The sequence below is a fragment of the Neoaquamicrobium sediminum genome, from assembly GCF_013240295.1.
Classification (GTDB): domain Bacteria; phylum Pseudomonadota; class Alphaproteobacteria; order Rhizobiales; family Rhizobiaceae; genus Aerobium; species Aerobium sediminum.
Map to the genome: position 1 here is coordinate 1,022,273 of NZ_JABETK010000001.1, position 18,818 is coordinate 1,041,090.

The 18,818-nt window shown below is 64.6% G+C and carries 10 protein-coding genes and 1 pseudogene; 6 read left to right on the plus strand and 5 right to left on the minus strand.

Going from position 1 to position 18,818, the window contains the following annotated elements; translation table 11 throughout:
- Positions 1 to 190: 190 nt before the first annotated feature.
- Positions 191 to 8,710: pseudogene (locus HK436_RS33400) on the minus strand (glycoside hydrolase family 94 protein).
- Positions 8,711 to 9,096: 386 nt separating this feature from the next.
- Here HK436_RS33400 and HK436_RS04855 point away from each other — a divergent pair.
- The 6 genes from HK436_RS04855 (at position 9,097) to HK436_RS04880 (ending at position 15,987) form a co-directional block, all read left to right on the plus strand.
- On the plus strand, positions 9,097 to 11,016 hold the full coding sequence (locus tag HK436_RS04855; protein ID WP_173187768.1) for a methyl-accepting chemotaxis protein: 1,920 nt from the start codon (positions 9,097 to 9,099) through the stop codon (positions 11,014 to 11,016).
- Between the two features lie 307 nt (positions 11,017 to 11,323).
- Positions 11,324 to 12,079: an ABC transporter ATP-binding protein gene (locus HK436_RS04860; protein ID WP_173187770.1), complete on the plus strand. Its 756-nt coding sequence runs from the start codon at positions 11,324 to 11,326 to the stop codon at positions 12,077 to 12,079.
- The gene (locus HK436_RS04865; protein WP_173187772.1) at positions 12,072 to 12,815 is read left to right on the plus strand and encodes an ABC transporter ATP-binding protein; all 744 of its coding nucleotides are present in this window, start codon (positions 12,072 to 12,074) and stop codon (positions 12,813 to 12,815) included. The genes HK436_RS04860 and HK436_RS04865 overlap by 8 nt, the downstream gene beginning before the upstream one ends.
- 43 nt (positions 12,816 to 12,858) lie before the next feature.
- On the plus strand, positions 12,859 to 14,049 hold the full coding sequence (locus HK436_RS04870; RefSeq protein ID WP_173187774.1) for an ABC transporter substrate-binding protein: 1,191 nt from the start codon (positions 12,859 to 12,861) through the stop codon (positions 14,047 to 14,049).
- A gap of 67 nt (positions 14,050 to 14,116) precedes the next feature.
- On the plus strand, positions 14,117 to 15,004 hold the full coding sequence (locus HK436_RS04875; protein WP_173187776.1) for a branched-chain amino acid ABC transporter permease: 888 nt from the start codon (positions 14,117 to 14,119) through the stop codon (positions 15,002 to 15,004).
- The gene (locus tag HK436_RS04880; RefSeq protein ID WP_173187778.1) at positions 15,004 to 15,987 is read left to right on the plus strand and encodes a branched-chain amino acid ABC transporter permease; all 984 of its coding nucleotides are present in this window, start codon (positions 15,004 to 15,006) and stop codon (positions 15,985 to 15,987) included. The genes HK436_RS04875 and HK436_RS04880 overlap by 1 nt, the downstream gene beginning before the upstream one ends.
- Positions 15,988 to 16,015: 28 nt before the next feature.
- On the opposite strand, the gene HK436_RS04885 is transcribed toward HK436_RS04880, so the two are convergent.
- From HK436_RS04885 to HK436_RS31120, 4 genes are all read right to left on the minus strand, one after another.
- Positions 16,016 to 17,065 (minus strand): dihydrodipicolinate synthase family protein, encoded by a 1,050-nt coding sequence (locus HK436_RS04885; RefSeq protein WP_173187780.1) that lies wholly within the window; start codon positions 17,063 to 17,065, stop codon positions 16,016 to 16,018.
- Positions 17,062 to 17,784 (minus strand): TetR/AcrR family transcriptional regulator, encoded by a 723-nt coding sequence (locus HK436_RS04890; protein ID WP_173187782.1) that lies wholly within the window; start codon positions 17,782 to 17,784, stop codon positions 17,062 to 17,064. Before HK436_RS04890 ends, HK436_RS04885 begins: the two co-directional genes overlap by 4 nt.
- Before the next feature lie 72 nt (positions 17,785 to 17,856).
- Entirely contained in the window at positions 17,857 to 18,183 is a 327-nt protein-coding gene (locus HK436_RS31115) for a hypothetical protein (RefSeq protein WP_244648534.1), read from the minus strand.
- 23 nt (positions 18,184 to 18,206) lie between these two features.
- A complete protein-coding gene (locus HK436_RS31120) occupies positions 18,207 to 18,800 on the minus strand; it encodes an NAD-dependent epimerase/dehydratase family protein (protein ID WP_244648536.1) in 594 nt (197 codons plus the stop codon).
- Positions 18,801 to 18,818: the final 18 nt, after the last annotated feature.

Here is an 18,818-nt window from a genome sequence, read left to right on the forward strand (position 1 = left end):
CTATGCCTCGCCGCGATTTACATCAATGGGCTGCGCGCGATTCCGTTGCCTTGTTTGTGTCAACAAGAGCGACAGAAAGTTACCTTTCGTGATCTTGTAACAGACTGAAATATAATAAAAAATGGCGGAGCGGTGACGAAAGCCGGGCGTCACCGTGTGCGCCCGGCGATCCTTCCATGCTGCAAGTGCGTCAGACCACCGTCACAACGACTTCATAGTCACCGTCCTTGACCGGAATTTGCGTCTTCGTCCGCTTCCCGTTGAGCGTCATTTCGGCCTTTGCGCCCCGCTTCACCGTGATGTGCAAACGGGCATTGCCGAGCCGTAGCCGAGTCTCGAATCCGTCCCATGACGAAGGCAGCGACGGCTCGACGAACAGCCTGTCGCCCTCGCGGCGGATGCCGAGTATCGCCTCCACTGCGGCACGGTAGAGCCAGCCCGCCGAACCCGTGTACCAGGTCCAGCCCCCTCGCCCGGCCTTTTCGCCTTGCGAATAGATGTCGGCCGCCACCACATAGGGCTCGACCCTGTATCGCTCGGCCTCGGCCTCGTCCGGCGCGTGGTTCACCGGATTGAGCATCGAAAAAACGCGATAGGCCTCGTCGGCGCGGCCAAGTTTCGCCAGCGCAACCACCAGCCAAGTCGCGGCGTGGGTATATTGCCCACCATTCTCGCGCACGCCGGGCGGGTAGCTCTTGATGTAGCCCGGTTCCTTCTCGGTGTTCTCGAAGGGCGGGTCGAAGAGCCTCACGATCTTGAGATCGTCATCGGCCAGCAGTTCCATGACCTTGTCGATGGCCTGCGACGCCCTTGCCGGGTCGGCGCCTTCCGACATCACCGCCCAGGACTGGGCAATCGAGTCGATGCGGCATTCGTCCGACTGCGCGGAGCCGAGCGGCGTGCCGTCGTCATAGGTTTCGCGGCGATACCACTGCCCGTCCCAGCCAGCGTCTTCCAGGGCCTTGCCGAGTTTTCCGGCATGCTGCCGCCACGCCTGAGCGCGCGCTTCATCGCCACGCTCGATGGCTAGCGGCTCGAAATCGCGCAGCGCCTTGAGCAGGAACCAGCCCAGCCAGACGCTGGTGCCCCGCCCCTCCTCGCCGACGCGGTTCATGCCGTCGTTCCAGTCGCCACCGAGGATCAGCGGCAAGCCATTCTCGCCGGTGCGCTGCACCGCGAGATCGAGCGCGCGCGCGCAATGTTCGTACAGCGTAGCCGCCTCACGTGAAGTCTCGGGCGTGAAGAAGGCGTCGTGTTCGCCTTCCTTCAGCGGCGGCCCCTCGATGAAGCGGATCTGTTCGTCCAGTACCGCGCGGTCGCCGGTCACGCTCACATAATGATGCGTTCCATAAGCGAGCCAGACGACGTCGTCGGAGATGATGGTGCGCACGCCCGCGCCGCTGCGCGGCAGCCACCAATGCTGCACGTCACCTTCTTTGAACTGCCGCCCCGCCGCGTTGACGATCTGGGCGCGAGCGAGCGCGGGATCGTGAAGCAGCAGGGCAAGCGTGTCCTGCAACTGGTCGCGGAAGCCGAACGCGCCACTCGCCTGATAGAAGGCGGATCGCGCCCGGATACGGCAGGCCAGGCTCTGATAAGGCAGCCAGGTGTTGACCATCGCATTGAAGGCGGGGTCAGGCGTTTCCACCTGCAGCGCATCGGAAAATTCCGCCCACGCAGTGCCGTTCGCGTCCATGCGGCTCTCGAAATCGGTCTCCAGATGCCGTTTCGCGAGCAAAGACACCTCGATGGCCGAGGAGGCGTCGCCGAGGATGACGTGCAGGTCGGCCGTTTCGCCCGCGCCGATCATCACGTCGCACGCGATCGCGGCGCATGGGTCGCGCCCCGCTTCCACTGTGCCGGAGAGGTCCAGCCCCCGCCGCACGGCAACGGGACTGACCGTGGAGCCGCCGGCCCCAAGGAATTCGGTCCGGTCGCAGGTGTAGGTCACTGCCTTGCCATCGGTGACGAGGAAGGCGGTGCGCTCGCCGTAATCGAGGCTGTAGGGGTTATGTGCCATCAGCGCGCCGGTTGTCCCGTCGCGTGCCGGAACGATGAAGGGGGCGGAGCGCGCACGGTTATTGCCCATCAGCCATTCGGCATAGGCATAGACGCGCAGCTTGGCGTTGCCGGTTCCGTGGTTCGTGAGCCGCAGGCGCTGCACCTTGACCGGATCGTTCGGGTCGACGAGCTGCGTCAGTTCCGCGCTGAGCGCGCCCCTGCGCGCATGGAAGCTCGAGACCCCCGGCGCGTGGCGCGCTTCGTAGACAATCGACGGATCGCGCAGCACACAGGCTTGCGGCGAAAACGCTTCACCGGTCTCCATGTCGCGAATGTAGAACGCCTCGCCCGGTCGGTTGGTAACCGGGTCGTTCGACCACGGCGTCAACTGGAAGTCGCGGCTGTTGCGGCTCCAGGTGAACGAGGCGCCCTCGCTCGAAGTATGGAAGCCGAATTCGGGGTTTGCGATCACGTTGATCCAGGGCTGCGGCGTCGCGCGGTTGCCGGAGAGCCGGACGACATATTCGCGCCCATGATCCGCGAAACCGCCGAACCCGTTCCAGAAGGACAGGTCCTCGCCGTCCACCTCCGCGGCAACCGCCTTGTTGTCGTTGCCCGGCGACGGCTCGCGAACGGGCAGCGGCCTGCGTGTCGTTTCAGCCTCCCGCGCTGCGGTCTCCGCCGCCAGCGCGGTCTGCTCGGCCCGCTCGATCTGATCGAGGATCGGGCCGTTGCGGGTGTGCATCACAACACGCGCAGCCGAAAGAAGCGTGCGATAGGAGGTGTCGTCCATCAGGTCGCGGCGCACGGCGAAGATATGCTGGCGCGGCCCGAGCTCGCGGCCGCGCATGCGGGCATTGTCGCACAGCAGCTCGATCGCCTGTTGCAGGTCCTGCACGTAGGACGAGGCCTGCTCGTTGACGATCACCAGATCGGCCAGCAGCCCGTGGGCGCGCATGTATTCCTGCATGCGAAGCGCAGTCGCGACAATCTCGAGATCGGCGACGTCGCCGATGCGCAACGCGAAGATCGGGAAGTCGCCCGAAATCGCCATCGGCCAAAGCGCCGACTGGCGGCCGAGGCCGGCCGAGATGGTCTCTGCCGGTGCACGCAACGTCGGGTCCGGATAAAGCAGGCGGCTTGCGAGCTTCTGCACCCCGGCGGCTTCGGCAAGGCTGAGCCCCACATGGCGCGTCTGCACCTGCGAACGCGTCCAAGCCAGCATCGCCTGCCGGCGGAAACTGTCGGGGTGCAGGAAGCGCTTCATTTCCTGCTCGACATCGGGGCGGTTCGCGGCGACGACCGTCCAGAAGGTCAGCATTACCTTCTTGCGCGCCGGCACCCTCACGCGCGCACGCAGCGCCATGACGGGGTCCAGCACATGACCGGCCGAGCCGGAGAGCCTGGCGCCGGCATCGAAGGCAGCGGCGTTGGCGATCGACCGGCCGCGCCCGATGAAGGTGCGCCGGTCCGTCTCCGCCTCGACATCGCGGGCAACGCCGACGCCGGAGGTCACGAAATGCGCGAGCGCGATCGATGGGTCACCGGACGAGCGCTTGCGGCGCTCCGCGAACACAGTCGCGCCATCCTCACCGCCGATCTCCGTCTTCACGAACATCTTGGAGAACGCCGGGTGCGCGGTGTCGGCCGCCTCGAAGGCCAAGGCCAGCTCGGCGAAGGACGTCACGTCGATATGGCGATCCTGATCGCCTTCGTTCCAGATCGTGAGGCGACGTGCCTCGCCATTGCCTTCGGAAACGACGACGCACTCGACCTCGGAGCGTAGCGTGCCAACGGTCTTGGTGAACACCGCCCGGTCGTCGCCGAAGAAGGCGCGGGTCGTTTCGCCCGGCATGCGTTTCGGCTCCGCCGTGGCCGACCACCAGTCGCCATTCTCGGGATCGCTCAGGAACAGGAACGTTCCGGTGCGGTCCTCGGTCGGATCGCCGTTCCAGCGCGTGATGGCGATCTCGTCGGCGCGGCTGTAGCCGGTACCCGTGCCGCTGACCATGACGTGATAGTGGCCGTTGGACATGAGATTGGTTGCGCGCATGCTGCGCAGGGGATCGAGGACGAGCCGCGAATCCGGACGTTCGTCGAGCACCTCCGGCTTGATCCGCTCGCCGGTCTCCGCGCGGATCGGCATTGCCGGGATTTCGCGCGGCGCCTTTTTTCCTGCAGTAAGAGCTCGGCGGATTCGATCACCGAGTCGGCGTGGAAAAGCGGTCGCGCATACGGCCTTCGAAGACGGCGTTGGCGACCGCGACAATCGACATGCCATGATGGTGCGCCATGAAGTTGTGCACCACTGCGTGGCGTTTGCCTTCGGGCACGCGCACGGCCGTGAAGTCGACCGCATCGTGATAGCCGTAGCGGCCGAGCGCCCCGAGCTTGCGCAGCCAGCGCAGGTTCTCGACGGCTTCGGCTGGCTTGAACTGCGCGGCAAGCAGGCTCGCATAAGGCGCGATCACGGTATCCTGCGCCAACCCACGCTTGAGGCCCAGGCCGGGGACACCGAAATTGGTGTACTGATAGGTCATCTCGCGGTCGCGCGCGTGATAGGCCGCTTCGGATATGCCCCACGGCACCCGCTTCGAGCGGGCATATGACATCTGCTTCCTGATGACGAGATTGCTGGTCTGGTTGAGGATGCCACCCAGCGGCTCCTTCATCACCAGCGGCGGCATCAGATACTCGAACATCGAGCCCGACCATGACAGCAGCGCGCCGTGGAAGCCGATCTCGGTGACGGGTCGGCCGAGACGGAACCAGTGCTCGGTCGGCAGATCGCCCTTGGCGATGCCGAAAAGGCTCGTCAGCCGCGCCTCGGAGGCAAGAAGGTCGTAGCAGGCTTCGTCGAGCTGGCGCTCTTCGATCCGGTAACCGATGGAAAGCAGCTTGCGGTCCTGCCGCAGCAGGAACGAGAAATCCATCTCGAAGGCGAACTTGCGCGTGCGGTCGCGCAGCTGGATCAGCCGCTGCCGCAGCTTGCCGATGCCGGTTTCCTCGACATGCGAATCCGTCAGATGGGCTTCGCAGGCCTTCTCCAGCTTCTCAGCCCAGAGCGCCAGGTCGCCGCTCGCCTGCGAGCCGATCTCTTCGTCGAGCGCCCTGGCAAGCTTGCGGATGTCGGCCGCCAGCACGGTGAGGTTGATGGTGCGGATCGCCGCCGTCTCGGGTTCATCACGGATGGTGTTCACAGCCCGGCGCATGCCCTCGATGCGCTCGGCCAGACGTTGGCGCAGCGGCCGCAGCGCGCGACGGTCGTCGGGCAGCGCCGCCAGCTCCTCCTCGAGGATGGCCGCGACGTCGATGATGCCGCCGAATTCGCCCTGCAGGTGTGCTGCGGGCGCGGCAGCCCAAAGGTCGCAGGCCGATGCGACGGCGACGAGGTGCCCCGCCAGATTGCCGCTGTCGACGGATGAGACGTAGAGCGGATGCAACGGCCGCAGCGTGCGCGTGTCGTACCAGTTGTAGAGATGACCGCGGTAGCGTTCCATCTTCTCCATGGTGGACATGGTTCGGTCCAGACGGTCAATGGTTTCCGAAAGGCTGATCCAGCCGAAGTCGCGGGCGGACACCACGGACAGCATGTAGACGCCGATATTCGTCGGCGAGGTGCGGCCAGCCACGACCGGCACCGGCACCTCCTGGAAATTGTCCGGCGGCAGCATGTGGTGCTCGGCCGTCACGAAGGTCTCGAAGTAGAGCCATGTCCGCCGCGCGATGGTGCGCAGGGTGGCCGCGTCCTCGGGGTCCACTTCCAGCCGATCCTCGGTCTCCGCCGACTGGCTGACCAGCCACGCGAAGGCCGGCGAGCCGGCCCAGAAGATCGCGAAGAACGCGGCAATCACCACACCGGTGGAACCGACCATCAACGGGATCGCAAGGCCAACCAGGGCTACCAACACCACGCCGCTCATGGCGCGATAATGGCCTCCAAGGCTCGCCTCCCAGGAACGCGCCGCCTGCGAGGCCGCCCGCCATTCCAGCAGATGCCGGCGGCTGACGAAAAGCCGATAGAGCGTGCGCACCACGGCATCACCCATCGACCAGGCGTGATGCGCCATCAGCACCACCTTGAGCGCAACCTGGGCGCTGGCAAAGGCGAAGTCGCGCGCGACGGCGGCGAAATGGTTCTTGAGCGTCGCCTCCGGGTCGCGCGGCAGGATCGAATCGACGATGCCGTAGGTGAGCGACAGGAACAGGCTCAGCACAAGAAGCGCCTGCCACTGGGCGGCTTGCGTGAAGGGCAGCAGGGTCCAGCCCGCTACCGACGCCGCGATCCAGAAGATCGGCGTCAGCGACCGGCGCAGATTGTCGATCATCTTCCAACGCGAAAGACCGGGCACGCCCGAGCGCGGATTGAGTATCCACGGCAGAAGCTGCCAGTCGCCGCGCGCCCAGCGATGCTGGCGCGACTCGTCGACGAGATAGCGCGTTGGGTAATCCTCTATCAGCTCGACATCGGTCACCAGCGCCGCGCTGGCATAGCCACCCTCGATCAGGTCGTGGCTGAGGATCGTATTCTCCGGGATGCGATCGCGGAGTGCGGCTTCCATCGCGTCGATGTGATAGAGCCCCTTGCCCGTGAAAGTGCCTTGATCGAACAGGTCCTGATAGACGTCGGAGACGGCGAAGACGTAGGGATCGATGCCACGGTTGGCAGAAAAGATGCGTTGGAAGAAGGACGCCTCGTCGCCGGTCGTCAGCGACGGCGTGATGCGCGGCTGCAGGATGCCGTGGCCGGAGGTCAGGCGCCGCGCCTTGGCGTCGATCACCGGGCGGTTGAGCGGATGTTCCAGCTTGCCGACCAGCTTGCCGACCGCGCCGCGCGTCATGCGCGTGTCGGCGTCGACCGTCATCACATATTCGATGTCCTGCGGCAGCGGGTCCGCGGGCGCGAAGAACGTCGTGTCATGGTCGCCGCGCAGCAGCGTGTTCAGCTCATGCAGCTTGCCGCGCTTGCGCTCCCAGCCCATCCAGCAGCTCTCGGCCTTGTTGTAGAGCCGCCGGCGGTGCAGCAGGTAGAAACGCGCATGGCCATCCTTCGGATAGCGCTCATTGAGCGCAGCGATCAGTTCGTGGGCGTGCTCGAGGAGAGCCAGATCAGCCGCGCTTTGCTCCGTCTGACTGTCGGACCAGTCGGACAGCACGGCGAAATGCAATTCCCCCATGTTTGCGAGGTAGTGCACTTCGAGATTGCGGACGGCTTCCTCGACATCGTCGCGGCTGCCGAACAAGACCGGCGCAACCACAAGCGTTCGCGCATACGCTGGAACGCCGTCCTTGTAGTCATAGCCGATCAGCCGCGTCGGCTTGACGAAGGTCGAGACCAGCGTGTTGAACAGGCCAACGGCCGCCTCGCTCGCCGGAAACGCAAAAAGCGCGACCAGCAACATCACCGCCCCTGTCGAAAGCCCGTAGTCGGCCAGCGCCACCGCACCAGCAGCGAGCAGCAGGCAGGTCACCAGCGCCACCGGCACGACTACACCCAGCCAGTCGCTCTTGCGGTAAATGCGATGGAGCCTCTCACCAAACGACGGGCTGTAACCCAGCGCACGCTCGAACTCCTGTCGCCGCGGCCCGACGAGAAAACAGCCCGCGTCGACGCCGGCGCCGCCGTTCGAACGGCATTCGCCCGCCGTCTCGGCCATGACGACAGCCTGCAGGGCAACCTCGTGCTCCTCACGCCCCGAACGTTTCGCCAGCTTTTCGACGGCGCGCGGTAGGCGTCGCGGGATGCAAAGTCCAGCTTCTCGAAATCCGTCCGCTCGCGCAGCAGACGGTCGATATGGCTGACCTCCTCGAACCACACCGTCCATTCGGTGTCGTCGATGAGGCGCAGGCCCTTGATGATGTTGCCGGTAGTGACATTGCCCGACGACAGGTTGGCGTGCTCGCCGAGCGTGATCTCCTCGGCGTCGCTGCCCGCCGCTTCCAGTTCGCCCTCCAGCCATGCCAGCGCCTTGCTGGAAACCTGCGAGCCGTCGCGCAGACGATGGAGTAGTTGTGTCGCGAATGTGCGGTCGCGGGCCTGCTGCGCATAGGCGCGCAGGATGTCGACGTCCTCGCCGCCCGGAACCAATGCCAGCTTGTCGGCCACCTGATTGGCCAGCACACGCATATCGCGCGCCTTGGCGACGCGAACCGCCAGCCGTCTCAGATTCTCCACCAGCACGAAGCGCAGCAGCGACGGCAGCGCCCAGAGCTCGCCGATGCGCAACGGCTGCACTTCCTGGAAGCCGTCGACCAGCGCGCGGAAGCCGTCGACCGAGACCTCGCTGTCGGACTGCGCCACGTACAGCCATGCGATCGCCAGAACGCGCGGCACGCGCAGGTCCGGCATTTCGGGTAGCTGGCGATAGAAGCGCCGGGGCAGGTCGCGGCGGATGGCCGCGATCGCCTGTTCGATGACGTGCGAATTGTCGAGCAACCAGTTTGCGGCCGGCGTCACGCTCTCGCCATCGAGTTGCGCACGGTTCAGCACATGGACGACGGAGCGGATGCGCTCGGCGCTGTCCTTCGTACGGTCGCGCGGCTCGAAGGGCTCGATATCCTCGATATGTTCTCTGGCACCCTGCGCCAGCGCCGCGCCGAGCCGGCGCAGATCACCGTGATGGGCAAAAGGAGAGCGGATAGGCAGATCGCCCCCGCGAAACGAAAGCTTGTTGTCAGACCGAAGTGTCGGGTCTGCATGAACATTCATTGGGTATGAGCCCCCGGATGGGATTTCGTCGACTTCCCGGCTGCCGGCCGGACGTATGCGGGATGCTCTTAAACCGATTATTGAGGCGATAGTTCCACGGGAGTTTCACTCTGCTCGAACACATTATGTTGCAGCGCGAAACAACAGGCAGACAAGGTGTCCCACGCCCACCGTCCTTACAATGTCGACCGTCACTTTAATCTTCCGTGGCCCAGTATTTCCGCATGGCGTCCCTGCAGCGTCACGATCGCCGAGTCAGGTTCACAAGCGCTGTCTGAGGCATCGGCACAGGCGCAGATGCAGCATCCATAAGACAGTGAACGCTTCATTAAAGCTTTAACTGTTTAAGATTGATCTGAAGAGTTCATCTGCGGCGAGGGGCCCCAATGATAAGTCTTTTCAGATCTTCGATCGTCTACCAGAGCGTGGCGGTCACCGTAGCGCTCATTTTTCTGACAACCGCCGCCATCGTCGGCGTCATGCACCACAATCTCAGGGCATCGGTGCTGCAGGATGCGTCGAGCGATGCACGCGACGCCGCCCGCACTATGGCCGTGCTGGCCGGCGTGTCGCTTTATGGTCTCAACGTTGAGATCGACGGAGAACATATCTCCGACCTCACGGCGACGAGCATACCGCCAATCGCCAATCACGACCTCGTCGACCGCACCGCGAACGCCATCGCCGGCGTCGCGACGGTGTTCCAGACGCAGGAAAACGAATACCGCCGCGTCTCCACCAACGTCCTCAAGCAGGATGGCAGCCGCGCTGTCGGGACCACGCTTGCCCCGGACCATCCGGCACAGGCATTTCTTGCCAAAGGCGAGGCCTATTACGGAGAGGCCGTGCTGTTCGGGAAGGCCTATATGACGGGTTATGTGCCGGTGAAGAACGAAGCCGGCGCCAATGTCGGCATCCTGTTCATCGGCATTCCCATGGAAGTCTATTTCGCCAAGATCGACAGCATGCTTTTGCTGCTGACCGGCGTGGGCGCGGTGTGCCTGCTGGTCTTCGGGGCGGTGGCGTTCTTTGCAATGCGGGCGCTCATCCGCCCGATGGCGACGCTGACCGACTCGGTTCACCGGCTGGCTTCCGGCGACATGACCGCCGAAGCGCCCTACCAGGACAGGCAGAACGAGTTCGGCGCGATCGGCCGGGCGCTTGCCGTGTTCCGCGACAACGCACTGCAGAAGGAACGCGTCGAGGGCGAAAGCGCGCGCCAGCGTTCGGCATCGGAAGCGGAGCGCACCCGTAACGACGAGGAAAAACGCCAGACCGAGGCCGAAATCGCGGAAGCCGTCGATGCGCTTGCCACGTCGCTGGCAGCACTAGCACAGGGCGACCTGTCGCAGCGGATCGACACGCCCTTCACCGGCCGGCTCGAGCAGGTTCGGACCGACTACAACGCGTCGGTGGCGACACTTCGCGAAACGCTCGGCGAAATCCGGCAGAACGCGAGGGCGATCAATTCCGGCTCGGAAGAAATCCGCAACGCCGCCGACGACATGTCGCGGCGTACCGAGCGGCAGGCTGCTTCGGTGGAAGAAACGGCTGCCGCGCTTGAAGAAATCACGGCGACCGTTCGCGATTCATCGCGCCGTGCAGAGGAGGTCGGCGCCCTGGTGTCAAGAGCCACCAAAGATGCCCGCATCTCCGGCGAGACCGTGCAGAAGGCGGTTCACGCCATGACGCAGATCGACGCCTCCTCGCGCGAGATTTCCAGCATCATCGGCGTCATCGACGAGATCGCGTTCCAGACCAACCTTCTGGCGCTGAACGCGGGGGTCGAAGCCGCGCGAGCCGGCGAGGCCGGAAAGGGCTTCGCGGTGGTCGCCTCCGAGGTGCGTGCCCTTGCGCAGCGCTCGGCGGAGGCCGCCAAGGAGATCAAGGCGCTCATCATGACGTCGGCGCAACAGGTGCAGTCGGGCGTCCAGCTTGTCGGCGATACCGGCACGTCGCTGGACTCGATCGTCCGGGAGGTTGCCGAGATCAACGATCACATCGCGGCAATCGTCACCGCCGCGCGCGAGCAGTCGACCAGCCTCGCCGAGGTCAATTCGGCGGTGAACACGATCGACCAGGCCACGCAGCAGAACGCCGCCATGGCCGAGCAGTCGACGGCGGCCAGCCATTCGCTGGCACGCGAGGCGCAGTCGCTCGAGGCCCTCGTCGCACGCTTCTCGCTCGAGGCCCACGAGGCCGCAGGTGCGGAGCTGGTCATGCTGCGCAATCCGCTGCACTCCGCCGGCAACGCCATGCGGCAGGCCGACAACGAAGACGCCGCCACTGCGGTCGGACACCGCTAGCGAGCAGCTCGCACCCTCCTTGACCGAACTCCAAGGCCGGCTGAAAAGCCGGCCTTCGTCGTTTCCGTTGCGGCAACTCATATTTATTAGACTTTAGTTGAACATGATACGCGGAACGGTTCGTAACGCGCGTCACCGGGCAAGCGACGTATTTATACCAACTTGCCTTCCCCGCATCCTTGTGCATGGTTCTGGCAGACGCGGCGACAGACCGCATCGGCCGGCAAACGGCCAGAGCGCTTCCCGGGAGGAGGGCTCATCACAAAGAACACGCCGGAAAGGCGCGAGCGATGAGTGTGAGGAACGTATGAGTGACGGCGTCATTCTGGCCGCTGAGAATCTGACCAAGGAATTCAAGGGCTTCTTTGCCGTCGAAGACGTCAACCTCAGTGTGCGGCGCGGGCAGATTCACGCATTGATCGGCCCCAACGGCGCCGGCAAGACGACCTGCTTCAACCTACTGACCAAGTTCCTGTCGCCGACCAGGGGCAGGATCACCTACAAGGGCGACGACATCACATCCATGTCTTCGGCCGACATCGCACGGCTCGGGCTGGTGCGCTCGTTCCAGATTTCGGCGGTGTTTCCGCACCTGACCGCGCTGGAAAACGTCCGCATCGCCCTGCAGCGCAAGCGCGGCGACAGCTTTGACTTCTGGCGCTCGCAGAAGGTGCTTTCCGCATTCGACGACGAGGCCCGGGCGCTGCTCGCAGATGTCGGCCTTTCCGAATTCGAGACCGTCAACGCCTCCGATCTGTCATACGGCCGCAAGCGGGCGCTGGAGATCGCAACGACTCTGGCGCTCAATCCCGAGATGCTGCTGCTCGACGAGCCTATGGCGGGCATGGCGCAGGAAGACGTCGAGCGTATCTCGGCGCTCATCAAGCGCATTTCCGTCAATCGCACCATTCTCATGGTCGAGCACAATCTGTCGGTGGTTGCGAGCCTGTCCGACACCATCACCGTACTGGCGCGCGGCAAGGTGCTGGCCGAAGGAGACTATGCCACCGTGTCCAAGGACGAGCGTGTGATCGAAGCCTATATCGGAGCGGGACATGGCTGAGGCAGCTTTGGCAACGAATCCGCATGCTGATACCGCAGCGCCGCTGCTGTCGGTCAAGGGGCTTGAAGCCTGGTACGGCGAGAGCCACGTGCTGCACGGCATCGACTTCGACGTGCGGTTCGGCGAGGTGGTGACGCTTCTGGGCCGCAACGGCGCGGGCAAGACAACGACGCTCAAGGCTATCATGGGCGTCCTGCCGAAACGCACCGGCTCGGTGCAGTTCCAGGGCAAAGAACTGATGCACGCGCCGGCGCGCTTCATCGCCAGGGAAGGCATCGCGTGGTGCCCGGAAGAGCGCGGCATCTTCTCGTCGCTGTCGGTCGAGGAGAACCTGATGCTGCCGCCGCAGGTGAAGCCCGGCGGCATGAGCCTGGATCGGATCTTCGAGCTTTTCCCCAACCTCAAGGAACGCCTTTCGAGCCAGGGAACCAAGCTTTCGGGCGGCGAGCAGCAGATGCTGGCGATCGCCCGCATCCTGCGCACCGGCGCCAAGATGCTGCTTCTGGACGAGCCGACGGAGGGGCTCGCGCCGGTCATCATCCAGCAGATCGGCCACACCATCGCGCGGCTGAAGCAGGAGGGCTTCACCATCATTCTGGTGGAGCAGAACTTCCGCTTCGCCTCCACGGTGGCGGACCGGCACTATGTCGTCGAGCAAGGCAAGGTGATCGACATGATCCCCAACGACCAGCTCGAGGCCAATATCGACAAGTTGCACGCCTATCTGGGCGTGTGAGGGAGAGAAGGCGCGAAACGCGCCGCAATCGGAGGAGAAGAAAATGAAAAGCAGATTCGTCCTTGCCGCACTGGCAGGTGTGCTCATGTCGGGAACGGCCTACGCCACCGACGTCAAGATCGGCGTCATGAACGACCGCTCCGGCATCTATGCCGACATCGGTGGCGAAGGCTCGGTGATCGCCGCAAGGCTTGCGGTCGAAGATTTCGACGCGGCCTCCAAGGGCATCAATGTCGAGATCGTGTCGGCCGACCATCAGAACAAGCCGGACGTCGGCTCCAACATTGCACGTCAGTGGTACGACACCGAAGGCGTCGACGTGATCGCCGACGTTCCGACCTCGTCGGTGGCGCTCGCCATCAACGAGATCACCCGCGAGAAGAACAAGATCTTCCTCAATTCGGGCGCTGCGACGTCCGACCTGACGGGTGCCGCCTGCTCGCCCAACACCGTTCACTGGACTTACGACACCTGGCAGCTCGCACATGGCACTGGCAGCGCCATGGTGGAAAACGGCGGCAAGACCTGGTTCTTCCTGACCGCCGACTACGCCTTCGGCCACGCTCTGGAGCGTGATACTTCGGCAGTGGTCAAGGAGGCCGGTGGCGAGGTGATCGGCTCGGTCAAGACGCCGTTCCCCGGCACAGACTTCTCGTCGTTCCTGCTGCAGGCACAGGCGTCCGGTGCGCAGGTGATCGGCCTTGCCAATGCCGGCGGCGACACCGTCAACTCGATGAAGCAGGCGGCCGAGTTCGGCATCACGCAGGCCGGTCAGGCTATCGCCGGCCTGCTGGTGTTCATCAACGACGTCCATTCGCTGGGTCTCGACGTGGCCCAGGGCCTCGTGCTGACGGAAAGCTTCTATTGGGACATGAATGACGGCACCCGCGAGTGGTCGGCCCGCTTCGAGGAGCAGACGGGCAACAAGCCGTCGATGATCCAGGCCGGCGTCTACGGCGCGGTTCTCCATTACCTCAAGGCGGTCGAGGCGGTCGGCAACAAGGAAACCGAGGCCGTCATGGCCAAGATGAAGGAGATGCCGACCGACGATCCGCTGTTCGGCAAGGGCGTGGTTCGGCAGGATGGCCGCAAGATCCACGACTCCTACCTGTTCCGCGTGAAGACGCCCGACAAGTCGGAAGGCGAATGGGACCTCTACGAGACGGTCGCCACGATCCCGGCCGAGAAGGCATTCCGTCCGATCGAGGAAGGCGGCTGCGAATTCGTCAAGTGACGTAACGCTTCGCAAGGGAGGCGCGCGACAGGCGCGCCTCCCTTCTCATACGGCAGCAGGTTCCCAGATGTTCGAACTTCTCGGCATTCCGCCCCAGGCGCTTTTCGGCCAGCTCTTGCTCGGGCTGATCAACGGCTCGTTCTACGCCATCCTCTCTCTAGGGCTGGCGGTGATTTTCGGCTTGCTGAACATCATCAATTTCACCCACGGCGCACAGTACATGCTCGGTGCATTCGTCACCTGGATGCTGCTCAACTATCTCGGCGTGAACTACTGGTGGTCGCTGCTGATCGCACCGGTCGCGGTCGGCATTACCGGCGTCATCCTGGAACGCCTGTTCATCCGGCGATTGTATCACCTCGACCATCTTTACGGGCTGCTCCTGACATTCGGCCTGGCGCTCATCACGACCGGCATCTTCAAGCAGATCTTCGGCGTGTCCGGCCTGCCCTACCAGGCGCCGCCACTGCTCTCGGGCGGACATAATCTCGGCTTCATGTACCTGCCCAACTCGCGCGCATGGGTCATCATCGCGTCGGCGGTCGTGTGCCTGGCGACATGGTTCGTGATCGAGAAGACCAAGCTCGGCGCCTATCTGCGCGCCGCGACGGAGAACCCGACGCTGGTCGGCGCGTTCGGCGTGAACGTGCCGCTGATGATCACGCTGACCTACGGCTTCGGCGTAGCCCTTGCCGGCTTTGCCGGCGTGCTTGCCGCGCCGATCTACGCGATCAACCCGGTGATGGGCGAGAACCTCATCATCGTGGTCTTCGCCGTGGTCGTCATCGGGGGCATGGGCTCGATCCTCGGCTCGATCGTCACCGGCTTCGGGCTCGGTCTCATCGAAGGCCTGACGCGCGTCTTCTACCCCGAAGGCTCGGCGGTGGTCATTTTCGTCATCATGGCCCTGGTGCTGCTGGTCAAGCCGGCAGGGCTCTTCGGGAGGACTGCCTGATGACCGCCACCACGGAAGCAACCGGCGGCCCCGTCGTCGCCCAGCAGACGGCGGGCGGCATGCCTGTCCACCACATCGCGATCTTCGCCGGCCTGCTGGCGCTGCTGATCGCCGCGCCGTTCTTCTTCTATCCGATCTTCATCATGAAGATCCTGTGCTTCGCGCTCTTTGCCTGCGCCTTCAACCTGCTGCTCGGCTATGGCGGGCTGCTGTCCTTCGGCCATGCCGCCTATTTCGGCATGGCGAGCTATGTCTGCGCCCACGCCGCCAAGGTCTGGGGGCTGACGCCAGAACTTGCCATCATATGCGGCACGCTGGTTGCCGGGGTGCTCGGCTTCCTCATCGGTTCGCTGGCGATCCGCAGGCAGGGCATCTATTTCGCGATGATCACGCTCGCTTTCGCGCAGATGGTCTACTTCTTCTCGCTGCAGGCCGAGTTCACCGGCGGCGAGGACGGCATCCAGGCGGTACCGCGCGGCCATCTCTTCGGCCTCATCGATCTGCGCTCGCAGGAATCGCTGTATTTCCTCGTACTGGCGATCGCCTTCGCGGGGATCCTGCTCATCTACCGCATCATCCACTCGCCGTTCGGGCAGGTGCTGAAGGCGATCCGCGAGAACGAGCCGCGCGCGATCTCGCTCGGCTATCGCGTCAACCGCTACAAGCTCGCCGTCTTCGTGCTGTCGGCGACGCTGGCCGGCCTCGCCGGAGCCACCAAGGCCATCGTCTTCCAGCTCGCCTCGCTGACCGATGTCTACTGGACAATGTCCGGCGAGGTGGTTCTGATGACGCTGCTCGGCGGCATGGGCACCGTGTTCGGGCCGATCGTGGGTGCTGCGGTGATCGTCACCATGCAGAACTACCTGGCGACCTTCGGCGCCTGGGTGACCATCATTCAGGGCCTGATCTTCGTGGTCTCGGTGATGCTCTTCCGTGAAGGCATCGTCGGCGTCATCTCGAAATGGACCCGGAAGCCGCTCTGAGCGGCTTCCATCCCTGCCGCGACCCTGCTCAGGCGAGCCAGCGATCCAGGTTTTCGCGCACGAACGCATCGTCGTTGAGTTCGGGATAGTCGCGCATGACGCGCGCGAGTTCCTTTTCCTGGCCCGGCCCCATGGTCTCGTCCGGGTTCAGGCACCAGATGCCCTGCAGCAGCCCCTGCCGGCGCAGCACCTCGTGGATGGCGGCGATGCAGCCGGCGAAGTCGTTGCGCACGTCGAACAGCACGCCGTTGGCATCCGTGGTGCGCGCATCCAGCTCCAGCCATTCGGCGGTTGACCGCTCGTCGGCGCGTTCGTGAATGTCGGCCAGCAACTCGACGGCGCGTCTGGTCCACACGGCCCAGTGGCCGAGCAGGCCGCCCTTGATGCGGACGCTGACCGGCTTGCCGTCGCGCTTGAACGTAAACTTGGTCATCAGGTCGGCGACGATATGGTCGTCATTGCCGGTGTAGAGCGTGATGCGGTCCTCGGCGCCGGCGTCGATCACCGCCCGCACCACGTCGAGCGTGCGATAGCGGTTGAAGGGCGCCATCTTGATGGCCACCACATTCTCGATCTCGGCGAAGCGCCGCCAGAACTCGTAGCGCAACGGCTGCCCGCCGACGGCCGTCTGCAGATAGAAGCCGATCACCGGCATGACCTCGGCGACGGCGCGGCAGTGGGCGACCAGCTCGTCCTCGCTGGCGTCCCGCATCGCCGCAAGCCCGAGCAGCACCGCATGATAGCCCTTGGCGCGCGCCAGCTCGGCCTCGCGAACCGCCTGCTCCGTGCGCCCGATGGCACCGGCAACCATGAAAGGCTGGCTGGCATGGCGCGCGGCTTCTTCCGCCGCCAGCGAAAGCACCGGCTCCAGAAGGCCATGGTCGCGGATTTCGAACTGCGTTGTGTGGACACCGACCGCCATCCCGATTGCGCCCGCATCGAGATAATAACGCGACAGCGCGCGCTGATGGCGCTCGTCCAGCTTGCGCGAGGCGTCGAGCGCCAGCGGATGCGCGGGGATGACGCCGCCCTTGCGGAGCGCTGCGAGCGGGGTGGCGGGGATGTCGTTGATCTTCATGGATTTGCTCTTGATGTGGAAGGCGTCCCGTCGACGGGGCGCAGATAGCCGAGGATGACGTCGATCACGTGCCGGCGACGATCCGCCAGCACTTCCGGCGTCTTCGGCAGGCCGAAGATCGCGGAAAGGGTCGGGCGATTGGCGATGAAGAAATAGCAGATGCTGGCGATGGAGATGTAGAGCTGCACCGGGTCGACGCCGGCGCGAAAGACGCCGTCGCGTTCGCCCCGCTTCAGTATCTCCTCGATCAGCGCGACGAGCGGGCTGTTCAGGTCCCGCGCCTTGGCCGAATGCGCGACATGCACGCCGCCATGCAGGTTCTCGTCATTGATGAGCTTGATGAATTCGGGGTGCTGGCTGACATAGTCGAACGAGAAGCCGATCAGCTCGCGCATCGCCTCCACCGGCGGCTTGTGCGCCAGGTCGAGCTGGCGCTCCGCCAGCCTGATGTTCTCGTAGGTCTTTTCCAGCACGGCGCTGAACAGCGCCTCCTTGCTGCCGAAATAATGGTAGATCAGCGCCTTGTTGCAGCGGGCGCGCGTGGCGATCTGGTCGATGCGGGTGCCGGTCAGGCCCTTCTTGGCGAATTCCTTCACCGCGGCCGTGAGTATGCGCGCGCGCGTTGCCACCGCATCGCGCGTCTGGCGCGGCGCATCCTTCACCGGCTTGCCCGTCGAGACGTCCTTGCCGGACGTCCCGTCCGCATCAGTATTTGCCATCTCGAACCTCGAAATGCGTCGGCTTGTCGAGAGACTTGCCGCCCCCTTGCATCCATTTTGCGGTCCAGTCGATCAGCCGGGGAGCGGAATCGAGGGGTAGCCATGCAACGACTGCTGCAGGCTCGTGTCCACGATCCATGCCTTGCCCTGCTCCTCGCCTTCGAAGACCGGCGTACGCCCGAAGCGCTCCCCGAACTTCTGCGCAAGCCGGCGCACGCTGACAAGCTCCGGACCCGACAGGTTGAGCACGAAAGGCGGCGTTCCTGCTTGGGCGAGCGACTGGAGCGCGATGTCGTTGGCATCACCCTGCCAGATCACGTTGCAATGGCCGCTGCTCACCTGCACCGGTTCGCCGGAGAGTACGGCGCGCGCGACGTCGTGCAGCACCCCGTAGCGCATGTCGATCGCGTAGGAGAGACGGATCAGCGAGACCCGGCACCGTGGACGCGTGAGAAGTGCTCGAACATGCGTTCGCGCCCGACGCAGGAATTGGCGTATTCGCCGGGCGGGTCCAGCGGCAGGTCCTCGCGCGCGCCCTGCCCCGCTATGTCGACGAAGGGATAGACGCAGGCGGTCGAGAACACGGCGATGCGCGACTGCACGAAAGCTTCGGCGACGATCGCCGGCACATGCACGTTCATCGCCCAGGTCAGCGACTCGTTGCCCTCGGACCCGAACTTTCGGCCGGCCATGAAGACGACATTCTCCGTGCGCTCGAGGCCGTCGACTGCCTTGCGGTCGAGCAGGTCGCACTCGACCGTCTCGATATCCCAGCCCTGCAGCTTCTCCCTCAGGCCCGGCTCGGAGAAGCGGGCAACGCCGATGACGCGCTTTTCGGGCGCGGCGCGCTTGGCCATGCGCGCCAGCGTCGGCCCCATCTTGCCGCCCACGCCGAGGATGGTGATGTGTCCGTCGATGCTGCGCAGAGACGCGACGAGTTGTTGTTCGCTCGGCCGCGACAGCAGCTCCTCCAACTCTTCCTCGGTGCGGATTTCTGACGGGATGGTCTGGTCCATTTCAGTCTCCTCGCCGGC

Bases quoted from the DNA above. Each gene is read 5' to 3' on its own strand.
- HK436_RS04855 (WP_173187768.1), top strand. From the start codon at position 9,097: ATGATAAGTCTTTTCAGATCTTCGATCGTCTACCAGAGCGTGGCGGTC.
- HK436_RS04860 (WP_173187770.1), top strand. From the start codon at position 11,324: ATGAGTGACGGCGTCATTCTGGCCGCTGAGAATCTGACCAAGGAATTC.
- HK436_RS04865 (WP_173187772.1), top strand. From the start codon at position 12,072: ATGGCTGAGGCAGCTTTGGCAACGAATCCGCATGCTGATACCGCAGCG.
- HK436_RS04870 (WP_173187774.1), top strand. From the start codon at position 12,859: ATGAAAAGCAGATTCGTCCTTGCCGCACTGGCAGGTGTGCTCATGTCG.
- HK436_RS04875 (WP_173187776.1), top strand. From the start codon at position 14,117: ATGTTCGAACTTCTCGGCATTCCGCCCCAGGCGCTTTTCGGCCAGCTC.
- HK436_RS04880 (WP_173187778.1), top strand. From the start codon at position 15,004: ATGACCGCCACCACGGAAGCAACCGGCGGCCCCGTCGTCGCCCAGCAG.
- HK436_RS04885 (WP_173187780.1), bottom strand. From the start codon at position 17,065: ATGAAGATCAACGACATCCCCGCCACCCCGCTCGCAGCGCTCCGCAAG.
- HK436_RS04890 (WP_173187782.1), bottom strand. From the start codon at position 17,784: ATGGCAAATACTGATGCGGACGGGACGTCCGGCAAGGACGTCTCGACG.
- HK436_RS31115 (WP_244648534.1), bottom strand. From the start codon at position 18,183: ATGCGCTACGGGGTGCTGCACGACGTCGCGCGCGCCGTACTCTCCGGC.
- HK436_RS31120 (WP_244648536.1), bottom strand. From the start codon at position 18,800: ATGGACCAGACCATCCCGTCAGAAATCCGCACCGAGGAAGAGTTGGAG.